Annotated in this window: 12 protein-coding genes; 5 read left to right on the plus strand and 7 right to left on the minus strand. The window is 62.0% G+C overall.

The genetic code is table 11. The features are described from left to right. Positions 1 to 11 precede the first annotated feature (11 nt). The gene (locus AC27VU_RS21520; RefSeq protein ID WP_445261600.1) at positions 12 to 680 is read right to left on the minus strand and encodes a YjfI family protein; all 669 of its coding nucleotides are present in this window, start codon (positions 678 to 680) and stop codon (positions 12 to 14) included. 324 nt (positions 681 to 1,004) lie between these two features. Between AC27VU_RS21520 and AC27VU_RS21525 the strand changes: the two genes are divergently transcribed. Both AC27VU_RS21525 and AC27VU_RS21530 read left to right on the plus strand, forming a co-directional pair. Continuing rightward, positions 1,005 to 2,114: a DUF3182 family protein gene (locus AC27VU_RS21525; protein WP_488724865.1), complete on the plus strand. Its 1,110-nt coding sequence runs from the start codon at positions 1,005 to 1,007 to the stop codon at positions 2,112 to 2,114. Then, complete coding sequence (locus AC27VU_RS21530; protein ID WP_103522052.1) at positions 2,104 to 2,862, plus strand: alpha/beta hydrolase family protein; 759 nt, start codon at positions 2,104 to 2,106, stop codon at positions 2,860 to 2,862. Before AC27VU_RS21525 ends, AC27VU_RS21530 begins: the two co-directional genes overlap by 11 nt. Positions 2,863 to 2,976: 114 nt before the next feature. On the opposite strand, the gene AC27VU_RS21535 is transcribed toward AC27VU_RS21530, so the two are convergent. The 5 genes from AC27VU_RS21535 to AC27VU_RS21555 all read right to left on the minus strand — a co-directional run bounded on the left by AC27VU_RS21535 (position 2,977) and on the right by AC27VU_RS21555 (position 8,359). Beyond that, on the minus strand, positions 2,977 to 3,951 hold the full coding sequence (locus AC27VU_RS21535) for a lysylphosphatidylglycerol synthase domain-containing protein (RefSeq protein WP_488724866.1): 975 nt from the start codon (positions 3,949 to 3,951) through the stop codon (positions 2,977 to 2,979). Beyond that, positions 3,948 to 5,222, minus strand: a complete 1,275-nt coding sequence (gene clsB / locus AC27VU_RS21540; RefSeq protein WP_488724867.1) for a cardiolipin synthase ClsB — start codon at positions 5,220 to 5,222, stop codon at positions 3,948 to 3,950. The genes AC27VU_RS21535 and clsB overlap by 4 nt, the downstream gene beginning before the upstream one ends. Next, entirely contained in the window at positions 5,219 to 6,016 is a 798-nt protein-coding gene (locus AC27VU_RS21545) for an endonuclease/exonuclease/phosphatase family protein (RefSeq protein WP_488724868.1), read from the minus strand. Before AC27VU_RS21545 ends, clsB begins: the two co-directional genes overlap by 4 nt. Then, the gene (locus AC27VU_RS21550) at positions 6,013 to 6,939 is read right to left on the minus strand and encodes a DUF72 domain-containing protein (RefSeq protein ID WP_201136449.1); all 927 of its coding nucleotides are present in this window, start codon (positions 6,937 to 6,939) and stop codon (positions 6,013 to 6,015) included. Before AC27VU_RS21550 ends, AC27VU_RS21545 begins: the two co-directional genes overlap by 4 nt. A 214-nt stretch (positions 6,940 to 7,153) precedes the next feature. Further along, complete coding sequence (locus tag AC27VU_RS21555; protein WP_103483872.1) at positions 7,154 to 8,359, minus strand: MFS transporter; 1,206 nt, start codon at positions 8,357 to 8,359, stop codon at positions 7,154 to 7,156. 339 nt (positions 8,360 to 8,698) lie between these two features. Here AC27VU_RS21555 and AC27VU_RS21560 point away from each other — a divergent pair, with 339 nt between their 5' ends. Then, positions 8,699 to 10,792 (plus strand): mechanosensitive ion channel family protein, encoded by a 2,094-nt coding sequence (locus tag AC27VU_RS21560; RefSeq protein WP_488724869.1) that lies wholly within the window; start codon positions 8,699 to 8,701, stop codon positions 10,790 to 10,792. 126 nt (positions 10,793 to 10,918) lie between these two features. Here the strand turns inward: AC27VU_RS21560 and AC27VU_RS21565 are convergent, their stop codons facing one another. Further along, entirely contained in the window at positions 10,919 to 15,352 is a 4,434-nt protein-coding gene (locus AC27VU_RS21565) for a DEAD/DEAH box helicase (protein WP_488724870.1), read from the minus strand. Positions 15,353 to 15,648: 296 nt separating this feature from the next. Between AC27VU_RS21565 and AC27VU_RS21570 the strand changes: the two genes are divergently transcribed. Together AC27VU_RS21570 and AC27VU_RS21575 are read left to right on the plus strand one after the other, a co-directional pair. After that, positions 15,649 to 16,533: a sugar nucleotide-binding protein gene (locus AC27VU_RS21570; protein ID WP_103483869.1), complete on the plus strand. Its 885-nt coding sequence runs from the start codon at positions 15,649 to 15,651 to the stop codon at positions 16,531 to 16,533. Beyond that, positions 16,526 to 17,455: an NAD-dependent epimerase/dehydratase family protein gene (locus AC27VU_RS21575; protein WP_488724871.1), complete on the plus strand. Its 930-nt coding sequence runs from the start codon at positions 16,526 to 16,528 to the stop codon at positions 17,453 to 17,455. Before AC27VU_RS21570 ends, AC27VU_RS21575 begins: the two co-directional genes overlap by 8 nt. Positions 17,456 to 17,626: the final 171 nt, after the last annotated feature.

Below are 17,626 nucleotides of genomic sequence, written 5' to 3' on the forward strand. Positions count from 1 at the left end.
TTCCCTGTTGATTACTTGAAAAAGTGTTCGAAGGCTTCGCTCGCGCGCTGCACGTTGTCGACCAGGGTTTTCACCTCGGTGACGACGTTGGTCAGGCTCGAGTCGGCGCTGAGGGCGCCAAACATGTTGTAAACGGTCTGGCCGTTAGGCATCGACTCGATACCGATCGACGACAGCGGGAACATTTCCCGGCTGCGCAACACGGCGTCGTTGAAGGCGCGTACGTCAGTGATCGAATCGATATCCACCAGCACGGTGTCAACGATGATCTGTGCACCGGCCACGGCGATGTGAATCGGCAGACCGCCGAATTCGTTCATTTCCAGCTTGATGCTGGGTTCGGAGCTCTGGATCAGAGACAGCGTGATCTCGTGCGAAGCCACCTCGTCCAGTGCCTTGAGGGCGTTGAAGAGGCTATCGATGTTCCAGTTGTTGCCTGCGCTCATGTAATTCTCCGACATGAATGAGCCAGCCAGAATCGGTTGGCGTAGCTGTTGCTCCATCTGCTTGAGCAAGCTTCGGTTTTCCGGAAGTACCCAAGTTTCGTGTTTCACATAACCGGCGGCAGCCAGGCCCGCGCGCATCTGCTTCATGTAGAAGCTCGACGGCTTTTTCGCGGACGGTTTCGAGCGCTCTCCCTTTGGGCTCTCTGACGCAACAGTGGGGGAGCGGCTTTTCATGGCAATGACTCCGTTATGAACATCTCACGCGTGAGCCACACTACAACCAATTCAAAATGCCATCAATGGCTCACGCGTGAGATTTTTATGACAGGCGAAAAAGCGGCGAATATCTAATGTAGGAGTGAGCCTGCAGGGTTCTGTGCAAGCAGCGGTCGTGCAAATTGCCGCGAGTTTGTGCTGTTTCGTGCAGATTGAAAAGGGCGTGGTGCCATCACCGTTTTAGCAAGCCTTTGATCGGCCAGAGTTTTCCACAGGACGGTCGTTGGCCTGATCTCTGCACCCTTCACCGCTACATTCACCGAACCGCTGCAAGGGGGACGCATGACCCCGACGCCAGGCAGAAAAATCGTCGTCGCACACTCGGTGCGCGCTGGCGCGCCGCAACATGAAGTGCAGACCAACAAGGCGCTGGCCCGTTGGCTGGCGCAAATTCTCGGGCTCAAATTCGCTGGCAGCTACGACCCGGAAAAACACCGCGGTCGCGATCTGTACTGGCTACCCACGCAAACCATTGTCGGCGCCAGACAGGCGCAGGCACTGGGCATCAAAGGCGCACAGGACTTGTGGGGCGGATTCGTCGAACACGATTTCATTTGCACCAAAGCCATCAGCCATGGCCTGCGCAGTTATCTGGCCCACGCCCCGCGAGGCTGGGCGCCGCTGTTCTCCGAGCGTGTGCGCGATGTGGTGCTCGACGGCTTGACCGTGTTTGCCGTGGAAGATGCGCGACCCGCTGCCGAGCATCTGCTGTACGGCGGGCCGATCCGTCTGAAGCCGATTCACGCCTGCGCCGGTCGCGGCCAGGAAGTTATCAACAGCCTTGACGCGTTCGATGAAGTGCTCGCCCGAGCGGAGGTCGCCGAGCTGTTCCGCGATGGCGTGGTGCTGGAACAGGACTTGAGCAAGGTCTTCACCCACAGCATCGGCCAGTCATTCATCGACGACAAAGTGCTGAGCTACTGCGGTGATCAATACTTGACCAAGGATGCCCATGGCGAAGACGTCTATGGTGGTTCGAATCTGCTGGTCGTGCAGGGCGGTTACGCCGATCTGCTGGCGCTGGACTTGCCGGGCGATGTGCGCCTGGCCATCGAGCAGGCGCAGATTTTTGACCGGGCGGCAGACGAGGCCTACCCGGGTTTCTATGCCTCGCGGCGCAACTACGACGTCGCCCAGGGCCTGGACCACGATGGCAAACCTCGTAGCGGGGTACTCGAACAGTCCTGGCGCATGGGCGGTGCCAGCAGCGCTGAACTGGCCGCGCTGCAAAGCTTTGTCAACGATCCAGATATGCCGGCGATCCGTGTGTCGACGGTGGAGACCTACAACGATCAGACCCTGCCGGCCGACGCCATCGAAATCTATCGCGGGCCGGCGGAGAACAGCGACTTCCTTCTCAAATACGTAACGGTCAAATCCTATGACGGCTAGAAGCGAAAGCATTCAGATCGACATTGATGACGAGCAGATGAGCGGGACGTTTCTCAGTCCCAAATCGAAAGTCCCCGGCGTGTTGTTTGTGCACGGCTGGGGCGGTAGCCAGGAGCGCGATCTGGAGCGCGCCAAGGGCATCGCCGGGCTTGGCTGTGTCTGCCTGACCTTCGACCTGCGCGGGCACACCGGTGGCACCGGCATTCCGTTGACTCGGGTCACGCGCGAGGACAACCTGCGCGACTTGCTCGCCGCCTACGATCGCCTGCTCGCGCACCCGGCGCTCGACACCTCGGCGATTGCGGTGGTCGGCACCAGTTATGGCGGTTATCTCGCCTCAATCCTCACCTCGTTGCGCCCGGTGCGCTGGCTGGCGCTGCGAGTGCCGGCGCTGTATCGCGACGAGCAATGGCACACGCCCAAGCGTGATCTGGACAAGGCTGACCTGCGGGATTACCGGGCGACGTTGGTCCGTGCTGACAGCAATCGTGCGCTGCACGCCTGTTCGCAATTCACCGGGGATGTGTTGCTGGTGGAATCGGAAACCGACGACTACGTGCCCCACGCGACGATCATGAGTTACCGCGCGGCCTGTCAGCAGACGCATTCGCTGACGCACCGGATTATCGACGGCGCCGACCATGCCTTGAGCGAGCCGGTTTCGCAGCAGGCCTATACCTCGATTCTGGTGGACTGGATTACCGAGATGGTGGTCGGTGAGCGGTTGAGCATTATTCAGGCAACATGATCTTTGGCGCCCTCTCGAACCCCTTCGCGAGCAAGCCCGCTCCCACATTTGGAATGCGTTCTACCTGTGGGAGCGGGCTTGCTCGCGAAGGGGCCATCAGCCATAGCCACAAAATCAGGACGGTTTCTTCTCGATCCGCAACGCCTTGGCCTTGGCTTCCACCAGCAAATACATCACCACCGTAATCAGCAACGGCAACAGAAAATAAATCGCCCGATACGCCAGCAACCCCGCCACCAGACTGCCCCGCGAAGCTTCGTGCTGCAGCAGCGCGACGAACACCGCTTCCAGCACCCCGAGTCCCGCCGGAATGTGCGTGATAACCCCGGCTATCGCACTGATCAACAGCACGCCAAGCACCAACGGATAATCCAGTTTGCTCGGCAGCAGAGTGAAAATCACCGCCGCCATCAGCGACCAGTTCAATGCGCCGAGCAGCAATTGCAGCACGGCCATGCGCAGTGACGGCAGGTTGATTTCCACCCCGCGAATCGACCACTCGCGGCGCTTCGAGAACTGGCACGCGGCGAGGTAACCGGCACTCAACAGCAGTAACAGCACGCCGATGCCCTGCAATGCGTCGCTGCTGATTTTCCAGCCCGGCGGCATGCTCACCAGACCGCTGCTGAACACCGCGCCGGCAATCGTCATGTAGCCGAACCAGTTGGTCGCCAGGCTCAGGCCGAGGATCTTGGCGATGTTGCCTTTGCTCACACCCAGGCGCGAATACAGGCGATAGCGCATGGCGATCCCGCCAACCCAGGCACTGAGATTGAGGTTGAACGCATAGCTGATGATCCCCACCGGCAGGATCTGCTTCCAGGTCAGGTCCTGGCGGATGTAGGTGCGGCCGATCAGGTCGAAACTGGCGTAGGTGAGAAAGCTCAGCAGGGTCAGGCTGGCGGCGATGATCAGCGTGCGGACCTTGAAGTCAGCCAGGGTTTGCAGGACTTCCGCCCATTCGATACGGGTGGCGAACATTGTCAGCAGCACGATCAACGCGAGGAAGAACAGCAGCGTCAGCGGGCGCTTCCAGCGACTCCATCGAGAATGCACGGCAGGCGCCGCGTGCGCTTGGGAATGGCTCATGAGGTGCGCCCCCGAAACGGCTTGAGCCGCGGTTTGTGCGCCGGCAACCAACCGGCCATCGACGGGAAATGCCGCAGGAAGTGAAACACCAGAAACCCTACGGTCATGTGCCAGATCCGCCCGCGTGGGGCCATGTCGGCGTCCATGGCCTTGCAGTGGTTCTGGCTCAGGTCTTCGAGGCGCTGGAACAAATGCTGATTGAACGCGCGGTCGCGGATCAGCACGTTGGCTTCGAGGTTGAGCGACAGGCTCAGCGGGTCGAGATTGCTAGAGCCGACGGTGCTCCATTCCTCATCCACCAGGGCGACTTTACCGTGCAGCGGGCGCTGGCAATATTCGTGGATCTGCACGCCGGCCTTGAGCAGGTAGTCGTAGGTCATTCGCGCCGCCAATTTCGCCACCAGCATGTCCGGCTGGCCTTGCAGGATCAGCCGCACCTCGACGCCACGGCGCGCGGCATTGCGGATCTCACGCAGCAGGCGGTAGCCGGGGAAGAAGTAGGCGTTGGCGATCACCACCCGACGTTTGGCCCGGCGCAATGCCTGCAAGTACACATCTTCGATGTCGGTGTGATGCTGATCGTTGTCGCGAAACACCAGCCGTACCTGACCGTCGTGATCGTTGAAAGCCATGTCCGCCCGGCGCTGACGGCGGCGCTGCCACCAGAACCGTGCGCGTCCCGGGCGACCGCTTTGCAGCAGGGCGAAGTGATGGATGTCAGCGACCGCCGGCCCCTGAATCTGCACCGCATAATCCTGTTTCGCCTCCGGGCCGAAATCGGCCAGGTGATCGCCGGAAAAGTTGATCCCGCCAATGAACGCAATCAATCCGTCGACCACCACAATCTTGCGGTGCAGGCGGCGGAACCAATTGGTGCGAAAACCCAGATGTTTGGGCGCCGGATCGAACATTTGCAGGTGCACGCCAGCATCGCTCAAAGCCGCGAGATAACCGGTGGACAATTCGCCACAACCAAAACCGTCGAGACTGACAGTGGTGCGCACGCCACGTCGTGCGGCGTCGATCAGGATCTGCTGCAACTCGGCACCGACCTTGTCTTCGAAAACGATGAAGGTCTCCAGCAGGATTTCACTCTTCGCCGCACGCATGGCGCCGAACACCCGGGGGAAATATTCCTCGCCGTTTTCCAACAACTCGACGCGGTTGTTGCCCTGCCAGCCGTACTCGACATCGACATGCCCGGGCTCGCGCACCGGCGGGTTGATGCTGATCGGTGCCACGGCGGATTTCTCCAGCGGTGCGCTGCTCATAATTCGATCTCCACCGATAACGGGGCATGGTCGGAAAGGTGTGACCAGGGCCGATTCGCCAGGACTGTCGGCTGGCTGGTCTTGAGGTTACGCACGTAAATGCGATCGAGCCGCAGCGTCGGCAGGCGTGCCGGAAAACTGCGCGCCGGTTTGCCGTGATGCTCGGCGAACACCTCGCGCAGACCGCAGGGTTCGAGCAACGCATCGGCGCGTTGACGCCAGTCATTGAAGTCACCGGCGACGATCACTGGGGCGTCAACCGGCAGCTCCGCCAGACGCTCGCCGAGCAGCTTCAGTTGTGCATTGCGATGGCTTTCGCGCAGACCCAGATGCACGCAGATCGCATGCACCTCGACGCCATCACCGGGCAGGCGCAGCACGCAATGCAGCAGGCCACGGTTTTCGTGGCCGCTGATCGAAACGTCGAGGTTGTCGTGGCGAATGATCTGGAATTTCGACAGCAACGCATTGCCGTGATCGCCCTCCGGATACACCGCGTTGCGTCCATAGGCGAATTGCGGCCACAGACTGTCCGCGAGGAACTCGTATTGCGGCATCGTCGGCCAGTTGCTGTAGCGTTTTGGATGGTGTTCGTGGGTGCCGTGGACTTCCTGCAAAAACACCACGTCGGCCGCCACGCTACGCACCGCTTCGCGCAACTCCGGGAGGATGAAGCGTCGATTGAGGGCGGTGAAACCCTTGTGGGTGTTGACCGTCAGCACGGTGAAACGGCGCACCGACACTTCAACGCTGGTCTGCTCGTCGGTGAACCCGACCGGCTCTGGAATACTCATGCCAACACCCCTTCGGCTGCCGGTTCGCCGGGGGTGGTGGCGAGCGTTTTATCCAGCTCAAAACGGTGCAGCAAACTGCGGGCGTCGTAGGGCGCGCGGACTTTGATGTCGTTGTCGAAATAGCAGAACACTTCACGGGATTTACGTGCCCGAGGCTTGAGGCGCGGCGCGATCAGATGCGCATCGCGCGGTTGCTGACCGTGGTGCCAGGCGTCGATGCGTTCGGCCCAACTCTGCAGCGCCGGTTCGCTATAGCCGCTGGCGTAAAGTGCCTCGGCACCGTGCAGACGCAGGTAGACGAAATCGCTGGTGAGGTCTTCGCGGTACGGCCACTTGCCGGCGGTGTCAGCAATCACCAGGGCGGTGTTGTAGCGTTTCAACAAGCGCACGAAGTCGGGGTCGATGAAGCTGTCGTTGCGAATTTCCACGGCATGGCGCAGCGGTTTTTTGCGCCAGGCCTTCAGGCTGGCGTGGCCGTGCAGGTGCGAGTCATGCTGGCGGGCGAGGGCGGCGGCCGCTTCAGTGTCGTGAGGGAGCAGGGCGAGGAAGTGTTCGAAACGCTCGGGATCGAATTTGAAGTTCGGCGGGAACTGCCAGAGGATCGGCCCGAGTTTTTCCTTGAGTTCCAGCACCCCGGAGGCGAAGAAATTCGCCAACGGTTTTTCGATCTCGCGCAAACGGCGAATGTGGGTGATGAAGCGCGGCGCCTTGACGCTGAACACGAAGTCGTCGGGCGTTTCGGCGTACCACTGGGCATAACGTTCGGGCCGTTGCAGGGCGTAGAACGATCCATTGATTTCGATGCTGTTGACCGCCCGCGAAGCGAATTGCAATTCGCGTTTCTGCGCCAGTCCTTTCGGGTAGAAATCCCCGCGCCACGGGGCGTAGCGCCAGCCGGAAATACCGATGTGAATCGTTGCCATGTCGCCCTCCCGTTGTCGTCCTCGTACAGCCTGTGTCTGTTGATGACTGTGGGCGGTTCGGGAAAGTTTCGGTGGCGTTACGGACGGTACATTCTCTGCAGAAACCACACATCTCAATGTGGGAGGGGGCTTGCTCCCGAAGGCGGTGGGTCAGTCAACAACAATGGCGACTGATACACCGTCTTCGGGAGCAAGCCCCCTCCCACAGGGTTACTCAGTGACCCGTGATTACTCGGCCTTGAGCCGGTTCGGCATAGACCGGACCGAGCCGATCCAGTCGACCGCTCCATGCGGTGAGTGCCAGCGCCACCAGCACCACCAGACCACCGATCCACGCCGTATGAATCAGGCCCAGATGCTCGACGATCAGCCCGCCGCCCCACGCCCCGCCGGCAATCCCGAGGTTGAACGCGGCAATGTTCAGCCCCGATGCCACGTCCACTGCCTGCGGTGTGTGATGTTCAGCCTGACGCACCACATACACCTGCAGACCCGGCACGTTGCCGAACGCCACCGCGCCCCACACCAGCACCGTGGCCAGCGCCAGCCATGGATTGCCAGCGGTGAAGGTCAGTACGAACAGCACGGCGGCGAGCAGGGCGAAGATGATTTTCAGGGCGCTGATCGGCCCGCGTTTGTCCGCCAGTTTACCGCCCCAGATGTTGCCGACCGCCACCGACACGCCGTACACCAGCAACACCAGGCTGACGGTGCCGGCGCTGAAACCGGAGATGTCCTGAAGGATCGGCGCAAGGAAAGTGAAGGCGATGAACGAGCCGCCGTAACCGATCGCAGTCATGGCGTACACCAGTAACAGACGCGGTTGCTTCAGCACTTGCAGCTGTTGCAACAGGGACGCCGGTTTGCTGTGGGCGATGTTGTTCGGCACATACAGCAGGCTGCCGATGAAGGCGATCACACCCAGCGCCGAGACGGCGAGGAAGGTTTCGCGCCAGCCGAAATGCTGACCAATGAAAGTGCCCAGCGGCACGCCGGTCACAAGGGCCACGGTGAGGCCGGTGAACATGATCGCAATCGCGCTGGCAGCCTTTTCCTTGGGCACCAGACTGGTGGCAATGGTCGAGCCGATGGAGAAGAACACCCCATGCGCCAGGCCGGTAACGATCCGCGCCAGCACCAGCGATTCGTAACTCGGCGCCATCCACGCCAGCAGGTTGCCGAGGGTGAACAGCACCATCAGCGACAGCAGCAACAGTTTGCGCGGGACTTTGCCGGTGAGGGCGGTCAGCACCGGCGCGCCAATGGCAACGCCCAACGCATAGAGGCTGACCAGCAGCCCGGCGGACGGCAGGCTGACGCCGAGATCGGCGCCAATGGTGGGTAACAGGCCAACGATAACGAACTCGGTCGTCCCGATGGCGAATGCGCTGAGGGTCAGCGCGAGCAAGGCAATGGGCATGACAGCACTCCGGTAGAGGTTTGAATGGAGCGCAGTGTCGGGGTTTAGCTTGTGCGGAAAAATACGGGGTTGGGCATTTGATATTTGCCTTGGACGCAAAGGTCAAAAGCGCTCCCCTTCACCCCAACCCTCTCCCCCAAAGGGGCGAGGGGGAAGGGAGCTGATCTCGGTTGCACTCAATATTGAGTTCGGCTGGATATTTCAGGTCGATGTAGCTCGAGAGCACAACTCGGTCGGCTCCCTCTCCCTCGGGGAGAGGGCTGGGGTGAGGGTGCTCTTGAACTTGCCAGACAATTACCGATCAGTTCCTTACAGGTTCAGCCAAGGGGGATCGGAGTTTTGATCAAGTTCAGGGTCGCTGTTTTGCTGGGGGCGCTGCTGTTGGGCGCTGGCCAGATGGTGCAAGCCGCCGCGTTGCCGGGCGTTCCGGCCACCGCTGAAGAACCGGCCAAACCCGAGCCGATCGTGCAGGGCGGCTTGCTCGGCGCGATCAGTACGAGCATCGACGACGTGCAGGACAAACTCGATCTCAACGAGCATCTGGTCGACGCCTGGCGCCTGCGCGCTGATCGCGCGGCGGACGAGGTCGACAAACTGGTCAACCAGCCGTCGGATCGTTCGGGCTGGAGCGTCGCCGGGGATTTCCTGATGTTGTCCGGCGTGTGGCTTGGCACTTTTGCGCTGCTCACGGTGCTCGGCAGCCTGCTGGCCAAGCGGCTGAGTCAGGGTCGTTGGCTGCGTACCCGCCAGCGCAGTCAGGACCTGCTTGGCTACCTGCTGCCGTACACGCTGCCGGCGCTGATCTGCCTGCCGCTGACGCTGTACGTCAGTCACTTTCTGCAAGCCTCGGTTGGGCGGGCGCTGGCGCTGTGTTTTGCCTACGCCACCAGCAGCGGGATTTTCTCCACCTCGATGCTGTTGTGCGTGGTGGTGATGTTCAACGTCGGCCACAAACGGCCCGCCGCGCGGATCATCCGCGACTACTGCCCGAAACCGCTGTTCCTGATCGGCTTTCTCGCCGCCCTCAGTGACGCGTTGACCAGCCCACAGATCGCCCGTCAATTAGGCGGCAACATCACCAGCAGCGTCGCGGTGTTCACCGGGTTGATCGCCTCGATCATCTTCGGTCTGCTGGTGATTCGCCTGCGCCGGCCGGTGGCGCACCTGATCCGTAACCGACCGCTGGCGCAGCGTCTGAAACAGCCGTCGTTGCAGGAGTCGCTGCGGATTTTTTCCGGACTCTGGTACTGGCCGATCGTGTTGATGGTGCTGGTCTCGGCGGTCAATCTGATCGGCATCGGCGAGGACAATCAAAAGGCCCTGCGCTGCGCGTTGTTCACCACGGTGCTGCTGATCGGCACGGTGTTTCTCAGCACCATCCTCCAGCATTTGTTCAAGTCACGAAAAGCCGAAGCGATCCAGCGCAGCAGTGCCTACAAGGAACGCTTTCTCAGCCTGTTGCATGCGTTGCTGCGGATTGTCATTGCGATTGCCTTCATCGATATTCTCGGGCGGATCTGGGGCGTCTCACTGCTCGATTTCGCCCAGAGCAGCACGGTCGGACGGGCGATCAGCAACGCGCTGAGCAGCATCGGCCTGATCTTCCTCGTCACATGGCTGTTGTGGGTGGTGCTCGACACGGCAATTCAGGAGGCATTGAAACCACCGGTGAGCAAACGATCCTCCCGCCAGCCCAGCACTCGGGTGAAAACCATCCTGCCGCTGCTGCGTAACGCGATCAAAATCATCCTGGTGGTGATCTGCGCGATCACCACCATGGCCAACCTCGGGATCAACGTTGCGCCACTGTTGGCCGGTGCCGGGGTGGTCGGTCTGGCCATCGGTTTCGGTTCGCAGCAACTGGTGCAGGACGTGATCACCGGGTTGTTCATCATCATTGAAGACACGCTGTCGATCGGTGACTGGGTTGTGCTTGATTCCGGACATGCCGGCACCGTCGAAGGCCTGACCATCCGCACCCTGCGCCTGCGTGACGGCAAGGGTTTCGTGCACTCGGTGCCGTTCGGCCAGATCAAGGCAGTGACCAACCAATCACGGCAGTTTGCCTACGCGTTTTTCTCGGTGCAGTTCACCTACGACACCGACGTCGACAAGGCCATCGAACTGATCCGCGAGACTGGCGATTCGATCCGCGAAGACCCGTTCCTCAAGTACAACCTGCAAGGGCCGCTGGATGTGTTCGGGGTGGACCGGATGGACTTGAACGGCGTCGTGCTGACGGCGCAGTTCCGTACCGTGTCGGGCGGGCAGTATGCGGTGAGCCGGGCGTTCAACCAGCGTTTGAAAAAGCTTGTGGATAACAGTCCCGACGTGCATTTCGCGCAGACTTATCCACAGCAGGTTTTGTTGCCCAAGCGGCAGGGTGAGGGGGCGCTGGTGGCGAGCGAGGTGCCGCAAAAGTCGAGTACTTGATTGCCGGATTTTGTGGTGGGATTGCCGGCCTCTTCGCGAGCAAGCCCGCTCCCACATTGGATTGGTGAACGCCGCCGATCCCCTGTGGGAGCGGGCTTGCTCGCGAAAGGGCCGGAACTGTCGACATCAATGCCGGATCAGCTTGCTCCGCACCTGTTCCATGGCCACCTGATCCAACTCTGTCCAGAAAACCTGCTTACCGGCAATTTCGGCAGCAACCGGCGCCCCATCGCGATACACCAACCGATTGCTCGCCAACGCCGGCACTTTCGCCCCCGGCAACAACGTTCCGGCCAGGTTCAACGGATCCACCCCGCACACCGCGATCAAGCTGCCGTCATGTGCCCGCCGCCGAACTTCGCGCAGCAACGGAATCGCCTCCGGCAAGGCAAACTGTTCCCCCGCCAGACCACTGACAAAGCGCCCGCCGCGAATCTCGCCACGGGCCTCCAGCCGATGAAACGTGCGCAGCAATTCGCGCCAGCTCGGCAGCCAATCCGCCTCGCGCTCCAGCAAACGCCAGAACACCACGCCGTAGCGGCGCAGCAAGGTCATGGCGACATGTTCGAGGGTTTCCGGCGAAGCGCTCTGGCTGTTCTCCATGAGCGGCCCGCGTCGCAATAACGCCCAGCGTCCGGCATCGTCCATGCCGCCGGTAAACGCTCCACGTCCGCGACGACTGCTGCGTTGCTGGCGCTTGCTCGTCGGGGTGATCAGCGCACGCAGACCGGCGAAGCTGTCGGCGTTTACCAGGCCGGCACCGACCAGTTCCTGCAAGGCGATTTCCAGCTCGGTGCGCAATAGGTGCGCTTCATGGATCAGTTCATCGAAAAACAGCGCGCCGTGCTGACTCAGCGCCTCGTAGACCTTCTGCGTTTTCGCTGACAGTTCGCTGACCGGCGTTTGCTCGGCCAATCCACTCCACAATCCGACCTGACTGCGCGGCAGCAGCACAATCGGCGTACTGCGCAACGCCGTGCCGCTGACTTTCTGTCGGGCACTGAGGCGCGTCCACACCAGTTTGCCGTTGCGGCACAGCTCATCCAGCCAGCTCGGCGAGTAGTCCTTCAGGCGTGCCGGGAGAATGTCGCTGTCCCACGCGGAGGCCGCCGCCGGGTAACCTTCGAACTGACCGACAATCGCCGGCAACACCACGCTGCCCTGAGCGCGCGTAGCGGGGGACAGATGCTGCCAGTCGAACAGAAAACGCATGAAATCCTGCAGGGCCACCGGCTCGATTTCCCGGCGCAGACGCTTGACCGTGTAGCGATGAATGCGCGCCAGTAGATGCCGTTCGCACCATTCTTCAACGGCCACATTCGGAGTGAAATGACCGCGCAGCACATAGCCTTCCCGCTCCAGTTGCGCGAGCGCCTGCGCGACTTGTGTGGCGGGCAGCGCCAGCGGTTCGGCAATGGCGGCTAACGGCAGCGGGCCAAACGCGCCGAGCCGCGCGCGGATCACTTCGACCAGCGCTTCCTCTAACGTCCAAGGTTCGTTGAAACCGGGCAAGGCCTCTTGCTGCGGTTGCAGCGTGGCCTGTGGATAAAGCGCCAACAGGCAGGTCAGGCGTTCTCGCGCCAGCCACAACGAGCCAGGCTGTGGATGTGTAGTGACGGTGAGGCCGTCTTCGCGAGCAGGCTCGCTCCCACAGTTGACTGTGTTCCAACTGGCGGAACCCTGTTGAATGTGGGAGCGAGCCTGCTCGCGAAGCTTTTCTTTTGCCGTTACTGGCGCAGCGGCCAAGCGGCAGGCGCGACCGCTCGCATTCAGCGCGTCAAGCCATTCGCGCCAGTGTTCGCCAGCCTGAACTTCAAGGTCGCTGATGCAGGCAAGGCTCATCAGCGCCTCGTGCATTTCATCGATGTTGGCCGGCGTCGGCCACGCTTCTTCACGCACCGCGTTGATGGCGTCTGCGTCCAGCGCACCGAGATCATCAGTGGATTGCGGGTCGCTCCAGCGCCGGTTGAGCACCGCTTGGGTGCGGCGTTCTTCCAACGGCGCATCGTCGAGAAAGCTGTACGGCCGCGCGCTGAGAATTTCTGCGGCCAGCGGTGAAGGCGCCGGCAGATCGCGGCTGATCAACCGCACCTCGCCGCGCTCCATGCGCCGCAGCAGATTGAGCCAGCCGTCGCTGTCCATGGCCTCGTGCAGGCAATCGTCGAGGGTCTGTTCCACCAGCGGATGTTCGGGAATTTCCCGTTCGCCGGCGAGGTTTTCCAGGCAGGCGATCTGATCGGGAAACACGCTGGCGATCAGGTCTTCGCTTTTCATCCGCTGCAACTGCGGCGCGACTTTGCGCCCGCCGGTAAAACGCGGCAACGCCAGCGCCACCCCGGCATTCCAGCGCCAGCGCACGCCGAACAACGGCGCGTCGAGAATCGCCTGAATCAGAATGTGCTCGGCGCTGTTGCTGTGCAGGTACCGCCAGACATCATCCAGCTCGAAACTGTGGCTGGTGGACAGCGACAGGACAATCGCGTCTTCGCTGGCAGCAGCCTGCAACTCGAAGTTGAAGGTGCGACAGAAACGCTTGCGCAGCGCGAGGCCCCAGGCGCGGTTGATGCGGCTGCCGAACGGTGAATGGATGATCAGTTGGGTGCCACCGGATTCATCGAAAAATCGCTCCATCAGCAGTGTGTCCTGCGAGGGCAGGGCGCCGAGGGTCAAGCGAGCGCGGGCGAGGTATTCGATCAGTTGTTCGGCGCTGGCGGCATTCAGCCCGAGAGTAGCGGTCAGCCAGTCGAGTGCCGGTTGCAAATCACCGGGACGGGCGCCGAGCAGGTCGTCGAGGGTCGCTTGCAGGCGCGCCACTGCCGCAGACAATTCATCACTGCGCCCCGGCGCTTCGCCGAGCCAGAACGGAATGGTCGGCGGCTGGCCTTGGGCATCCTCGACCCGCACCTTGCCGGTTTCCACCCGCAGGATTCGATAGGAGGTGTTGCCGAGCTGGAACACATCACCCGCGATGCTTTCCACGGCAAAGTCTTCGTTGACGCTGCCGATGTTCAGACCTTGCGGTTCCAGCAGCACGCTGTAATCGGCGTTGTCGGGGATGGTGCCGCCGCTGGTCACGGCGGTCAGTTGCGCGCCACGGCGGCCACGCAGGGTGCGGCTGACCGCATCGCGATGCAGGTAGGCGCTGCGGATGCCCTGACGACCGTTGTAGCCTTCGGCGAGCATCGTCAGCAGCGCCTGATAGTGTTTTTCGTCGAGATCGCGGTACGGCGAGGCTTTGCGAAACAGCGCCAGCAGCGCGTCTTCCGCCCATTCCCGGCAACTGACTTCGGCGATGATCTGCTGCGCCAGTACATCCAGCGGCGCTTCGGGAATGTGCAGGGTGTCGAGTTCGCCACGGCGCACGCAGTCGAGCAGGGCGGCGCATTCGATCAGGTCGTCGCGGGTGGTGGCGAACAAGCGACCCTTGGGCGTGCCGCCGACCTGGTGCCCGGAGCGACCGACTCTTTGCAGGAACCCGGCAATCGAACGCGGCGAGGCGATCTGGCAGACCAGATCGACTTCGCCGATATCAATGCCCAACTCCAGCGACGCAGTGGCGATCAGCACTTGCAGCTCACCGCGCTTGAGCCGCTGTTCGGCGTCGAGACGGAACTCCTTGGCCAGGCTGCCGTGGTGCGCGGCCACCGCGTGTTTGCCCAGCCGTTCACTCAGGTGTCGGCTCAGACGCTCGGCCAAGCGTCGGGTGTTGACGAAAATCAGCGTGGTGCGGTGCTCGCGGGCCAACTCGGCGAGGCGGTCGTAGACCAATTCCCAGACATCGTTGGCCATCACTGCCGTTAACGGCACCGGCGGCACTTCGATGCCCAGATCCCGTGGCCGGGCGTGGCCGATGTCGATGATCTCGCAGGGGCGATCGGTGCCGACCAGAAACCGCGCCACGGCATTGATGGGTTTTTGCGTGGCCGAAAGACCGATGCGGGTCAGTGGTTCTGCGCACAGCGCCTGCAGGCGTTCGAGGCTCAGCGCCAGATGACTGCCGCGTTTGCCGGCAGCGATGGCGTGGATCTCGTCGATGATCACTGTGCGTGTGCTGCCGAGCATTTTGCGTCCGGACTCGGAGCCGAGCAGCACGTACAACGATTCCGGGGTGGTCACCAGAATGTGCGGCGCGCGCTTGCGCATGGCGGCGCGGTCTTTTTGCAGGGTGTCGCCGGTGCGCACGGCGGTGGTGATTTGCAGTTCGGGCAGGCCCATCTGGCGTAATTGTTCGGTGATTCCCGCCAGCGGGTTTTGCAGGTTGATGCGGATGTCGTTGGACAACGCCTTGAGCGGCGAAACGTAGACGACGAGGGTTGCATCGGGCAGGCCTTCGGGGTTTTCCAGGCCACGGTGGACGAGGTCGTCGAGCACGGCGAGGAATGCGGTGAGGGTTTTACCGGAGCCGGTGGGCGCGGCGATCAGTGTCGAGCGGCGCTGGCGGATCAACGGCCATGCGCGGGCCTGGGCGGCGGTGACCGTCGGGAAGGTGCTGCTGAACCAGGCGCTGACGGCGGGGTGGAAGCCTGCCAGGGCCGCGTCCTTGGGGATGGGCAGATTCATGGCTCAAGTTATGCGGGTGGGGGCGGCAAGATGCAAGTACCGCTGGGATCTTCAGCGTTTGCCCGGGCCTCTTCGCGAGCAAGCCCGCTCCCACAGGGGAACGCGATCAACTGTAGGCGTGAGCCTGCTCGCGATGGGGCCAGTTGATTCAGCACATTTCCCGGCGATCTACACTTTACGGGTGACGGTTGCGCACTAAACCCGCAAAATGCAACGATTCCGGCAATTATCGATGACGGTGTCACCAGCACCGTCGCTAAAGCCATCGTTCCAATCAGACTGGGCCTGCTGACTCTATGCGAATGCGCCTTATGTTACTGGGCGGCGGAAATGCCCTTGGGCAGGCGCTGATTCGCCTCGGTGCGGAAGAAGACATCGGTTTCCTCGCCCCCCGCCCGCCAGAAGACGGCTGGGATGCCGCGAGCCTGACGCAACTGCTCGACGATACCCGTCCGGATGCGTTGATTAACCTCGCCTACTATTTCGACTGGTTCCAGGCCGAGACCGTCAGCGAAAGCCGTCTGGCCGGGCAGGAACGCGCCATCGAGCGGCTGGCCGAACTGTGCCAGCACCACAACATCATCCTCGTGCAGCCTTCCAGCTATCGGGTGTTCGACGGTTCGCGGGCGACCGCCTACAGTGAGAAAGACGAGCCGGTGCCACTGGGCCTGCGCGGTCAGGCGCTGTGGCGCATCGAGCAAAGTGTTCGCGCCACTTGCCCGCAACACGTGCTGCTGCGCTTCGGCTGGCTGCTCGATGACAGTCCTGAAGGCACCCTCGGACGCTTCCTCGCCCGCGCCGAACAACCGGACGAATTGCTCATGGCCGATGACCGCCGTGGCAATCCGACACCGGTCGATGACGCGGCACGGGTGATCATTTCGGTGCTCAAGCAACTCGATTGCGCCGCGCCGCTGTGGGGTACTTACCATTACGCCGGCCACGAGGCGACCACGCCGCTGGCGCTGGGTCAGGCGATTCTGAGCGAAGCGCGCAACCTGCATCCGCTGGCGATCGAAGCGCCGACCGCGCAGGCCCATGCCGCGCGGCCGGACGCTGCCGAGGAACCGCAACACGCGGTACTCGCCTGCAAGAAAATTCTGCACACTTTCGGGATCAAGCCCCGCGCCTGGCGCGCCGGGCTCCCGGCTTTACTGGATAGGTTTTATCGTCATGGCTGAAGGCCCTGTTTTAATCACCGGCGGCGCCGGTTTCATCGGCTCGCACCTGACGGATGCATTGCTCGCCACCGGCCATTCGGTGCGGATTCTCGATGATCTGTCGACCGGCAAACGCGCCAACCTGCCGCTGGACAATCCGCAGGTCGAACTGATCGTCGGTGACGTTGCCGACGCCGCGCTGGTTGCGCAGGCCATGCAAGGCTGCAGTGCCGTCGCGCACCTGGCGGCGGTGGCCTCGGTGCAGGCGTCGGTGGACGATCCGGTGAAGACCCACCAGAGCAATTTCATTGGCACCCTGAATGTCTGCGAAGCCATGCGCCAGGCCGGAGTGAAGCGTGTGCTCTACGCGTCCAGCGCCGCGGTGTACGGTAACAACGGTGAAGGCGAGTCGATTGACGAAGACACGCCAAAAGCTCCGCTGACGCCGTATGCCTCGGACAAACTGGCCGGCGAGCACTACTTCGATTTCTATCGTCGCCAGCATGGCCTGGAACCGGTGATCTTCCGCTTCTTCAACATCTTCGGCCCGCGCCAGGATCCGTCTTCGCCGTACTCCGGGGTCATCAGCATCTTCAGCGAGCGGGCACAGAAAGGCCTGCCGATCACGGTGTTCGGCGATGGCGAGCAGACCCGTGATTTCCTCTATGTCGAGGATCTGGTCGACGTGCTGGTGCAAGCGATCGACAAGTCTGAAGTGGAAGTGGGCGCGATGAACGTCGGCTGGAATCAGTCAATGAACCTCAAGCAGATGCTGCAAGCGCTGCAGGAAGTGGTCGGCGAGTTGCCCCCGGTCAGCTACGGCCCGGCGCGCTCCGGCGACATCCGCCATTCGCGGGCGAACAACGCGCGTTTGCTGCAACGCTTCCAGCTGCCAGAGCCGACGCCGATGCGTGTAGGGCTGGCGCGGTTGCTCGGCAAGTAGGTTTATCGCAGACATGAAAAAGGCGCCTTTTTACAGGCGCCTTTTTCACGGCCGGAATTTGTCGCTAATCCTGTGGCGAGGGGATTTATCCCCGATCGATCACGAAGTGATCGTCGTCAGTTCTAAGCCTGCTCACCCAAAGCCTCATTCACCACCACGCGAATGTTCGAC

The organism is Pseudomonas sp. 14P5.3.2, assembly GCF_057799175.1.

Coding starts and splice junctions, on each gene's coding strand:
- AC27VU_RS21555 (WP_103483872.1), bottom strand. CDS start 8,359: ATGCCCATTGCCTTGCTCGCGCTGACCCTCAGCGCATTCGCCATCGGG.
- AC27VU_RS21565 (WP_488724870.1), bottom strand. CDS start 15,352: ATGAATCTGCCCATCCCCAAGGACGCGGCCCTGGCAGGCTTCCACCCC.
- AC27VU_RS21525 (WP_488724865.1), top strand. CDS start 1,005: ATGACCCCGACGCCAGGCAGAAAAATCGTCGTCGCACACTCGGTGCGC.
- AC27VU_RS21570 (WP_103483869.1), top strand. CDS start 15,649: ATGCGAATGCGCCTTATGTTACTGGGCGGCGGAAATGCCCTTGGGCAG.
- AC27VU_RS21550 (WP_201136449.1), bottom strand. CDS start 6,939: ATGGCAACGATTCACATCGGTATTTCCGGCTGGCGCTACGCCCCGTGG.
- AC27VU_RS21575 (WP_488724871.1), top strand. CDS start 16,526: ATGGCTGAAGGCCCTGTTTTAATCACCGGCGGCGCCGGTTTCATCGGC.
- AC27VU_RS21545 (WP_488724868.1), bottom strand. CDS start 6,016: ATGAGTATTCCAGAGCCGGTCGGGTTCACCGACGAGCAGACCAGCGTT.
- AC27VU_RS21535 (WP_488724866.1), bottom strand. CDS start 3,951: ATGAGCCATTCCCAAGCGCACGCGGCGCCTGCCGTGCATTCTCGATGG.
- AC27VU_RS21520 (WP_445261600.1), bottom strand. CDS start 680: ATGAAAAGCCGCTCCCCCACTGTTGCGTCAGAGAGCCCAAAGGGAGAG.
- clsB (WP_488724867.1), bottom strand. CDS start 5,222: ATGAGCAGCGCACCGCTGGAGAAATCCGCCGTGGCACCGATCAGCATC.
- AC27VU_RS21530 (WP_103522052.1), top strand. CDS start 2,104: ATGACGGCTAGAAGCGAAAGCATTCAGATCGACATTGATGACGAGCAG.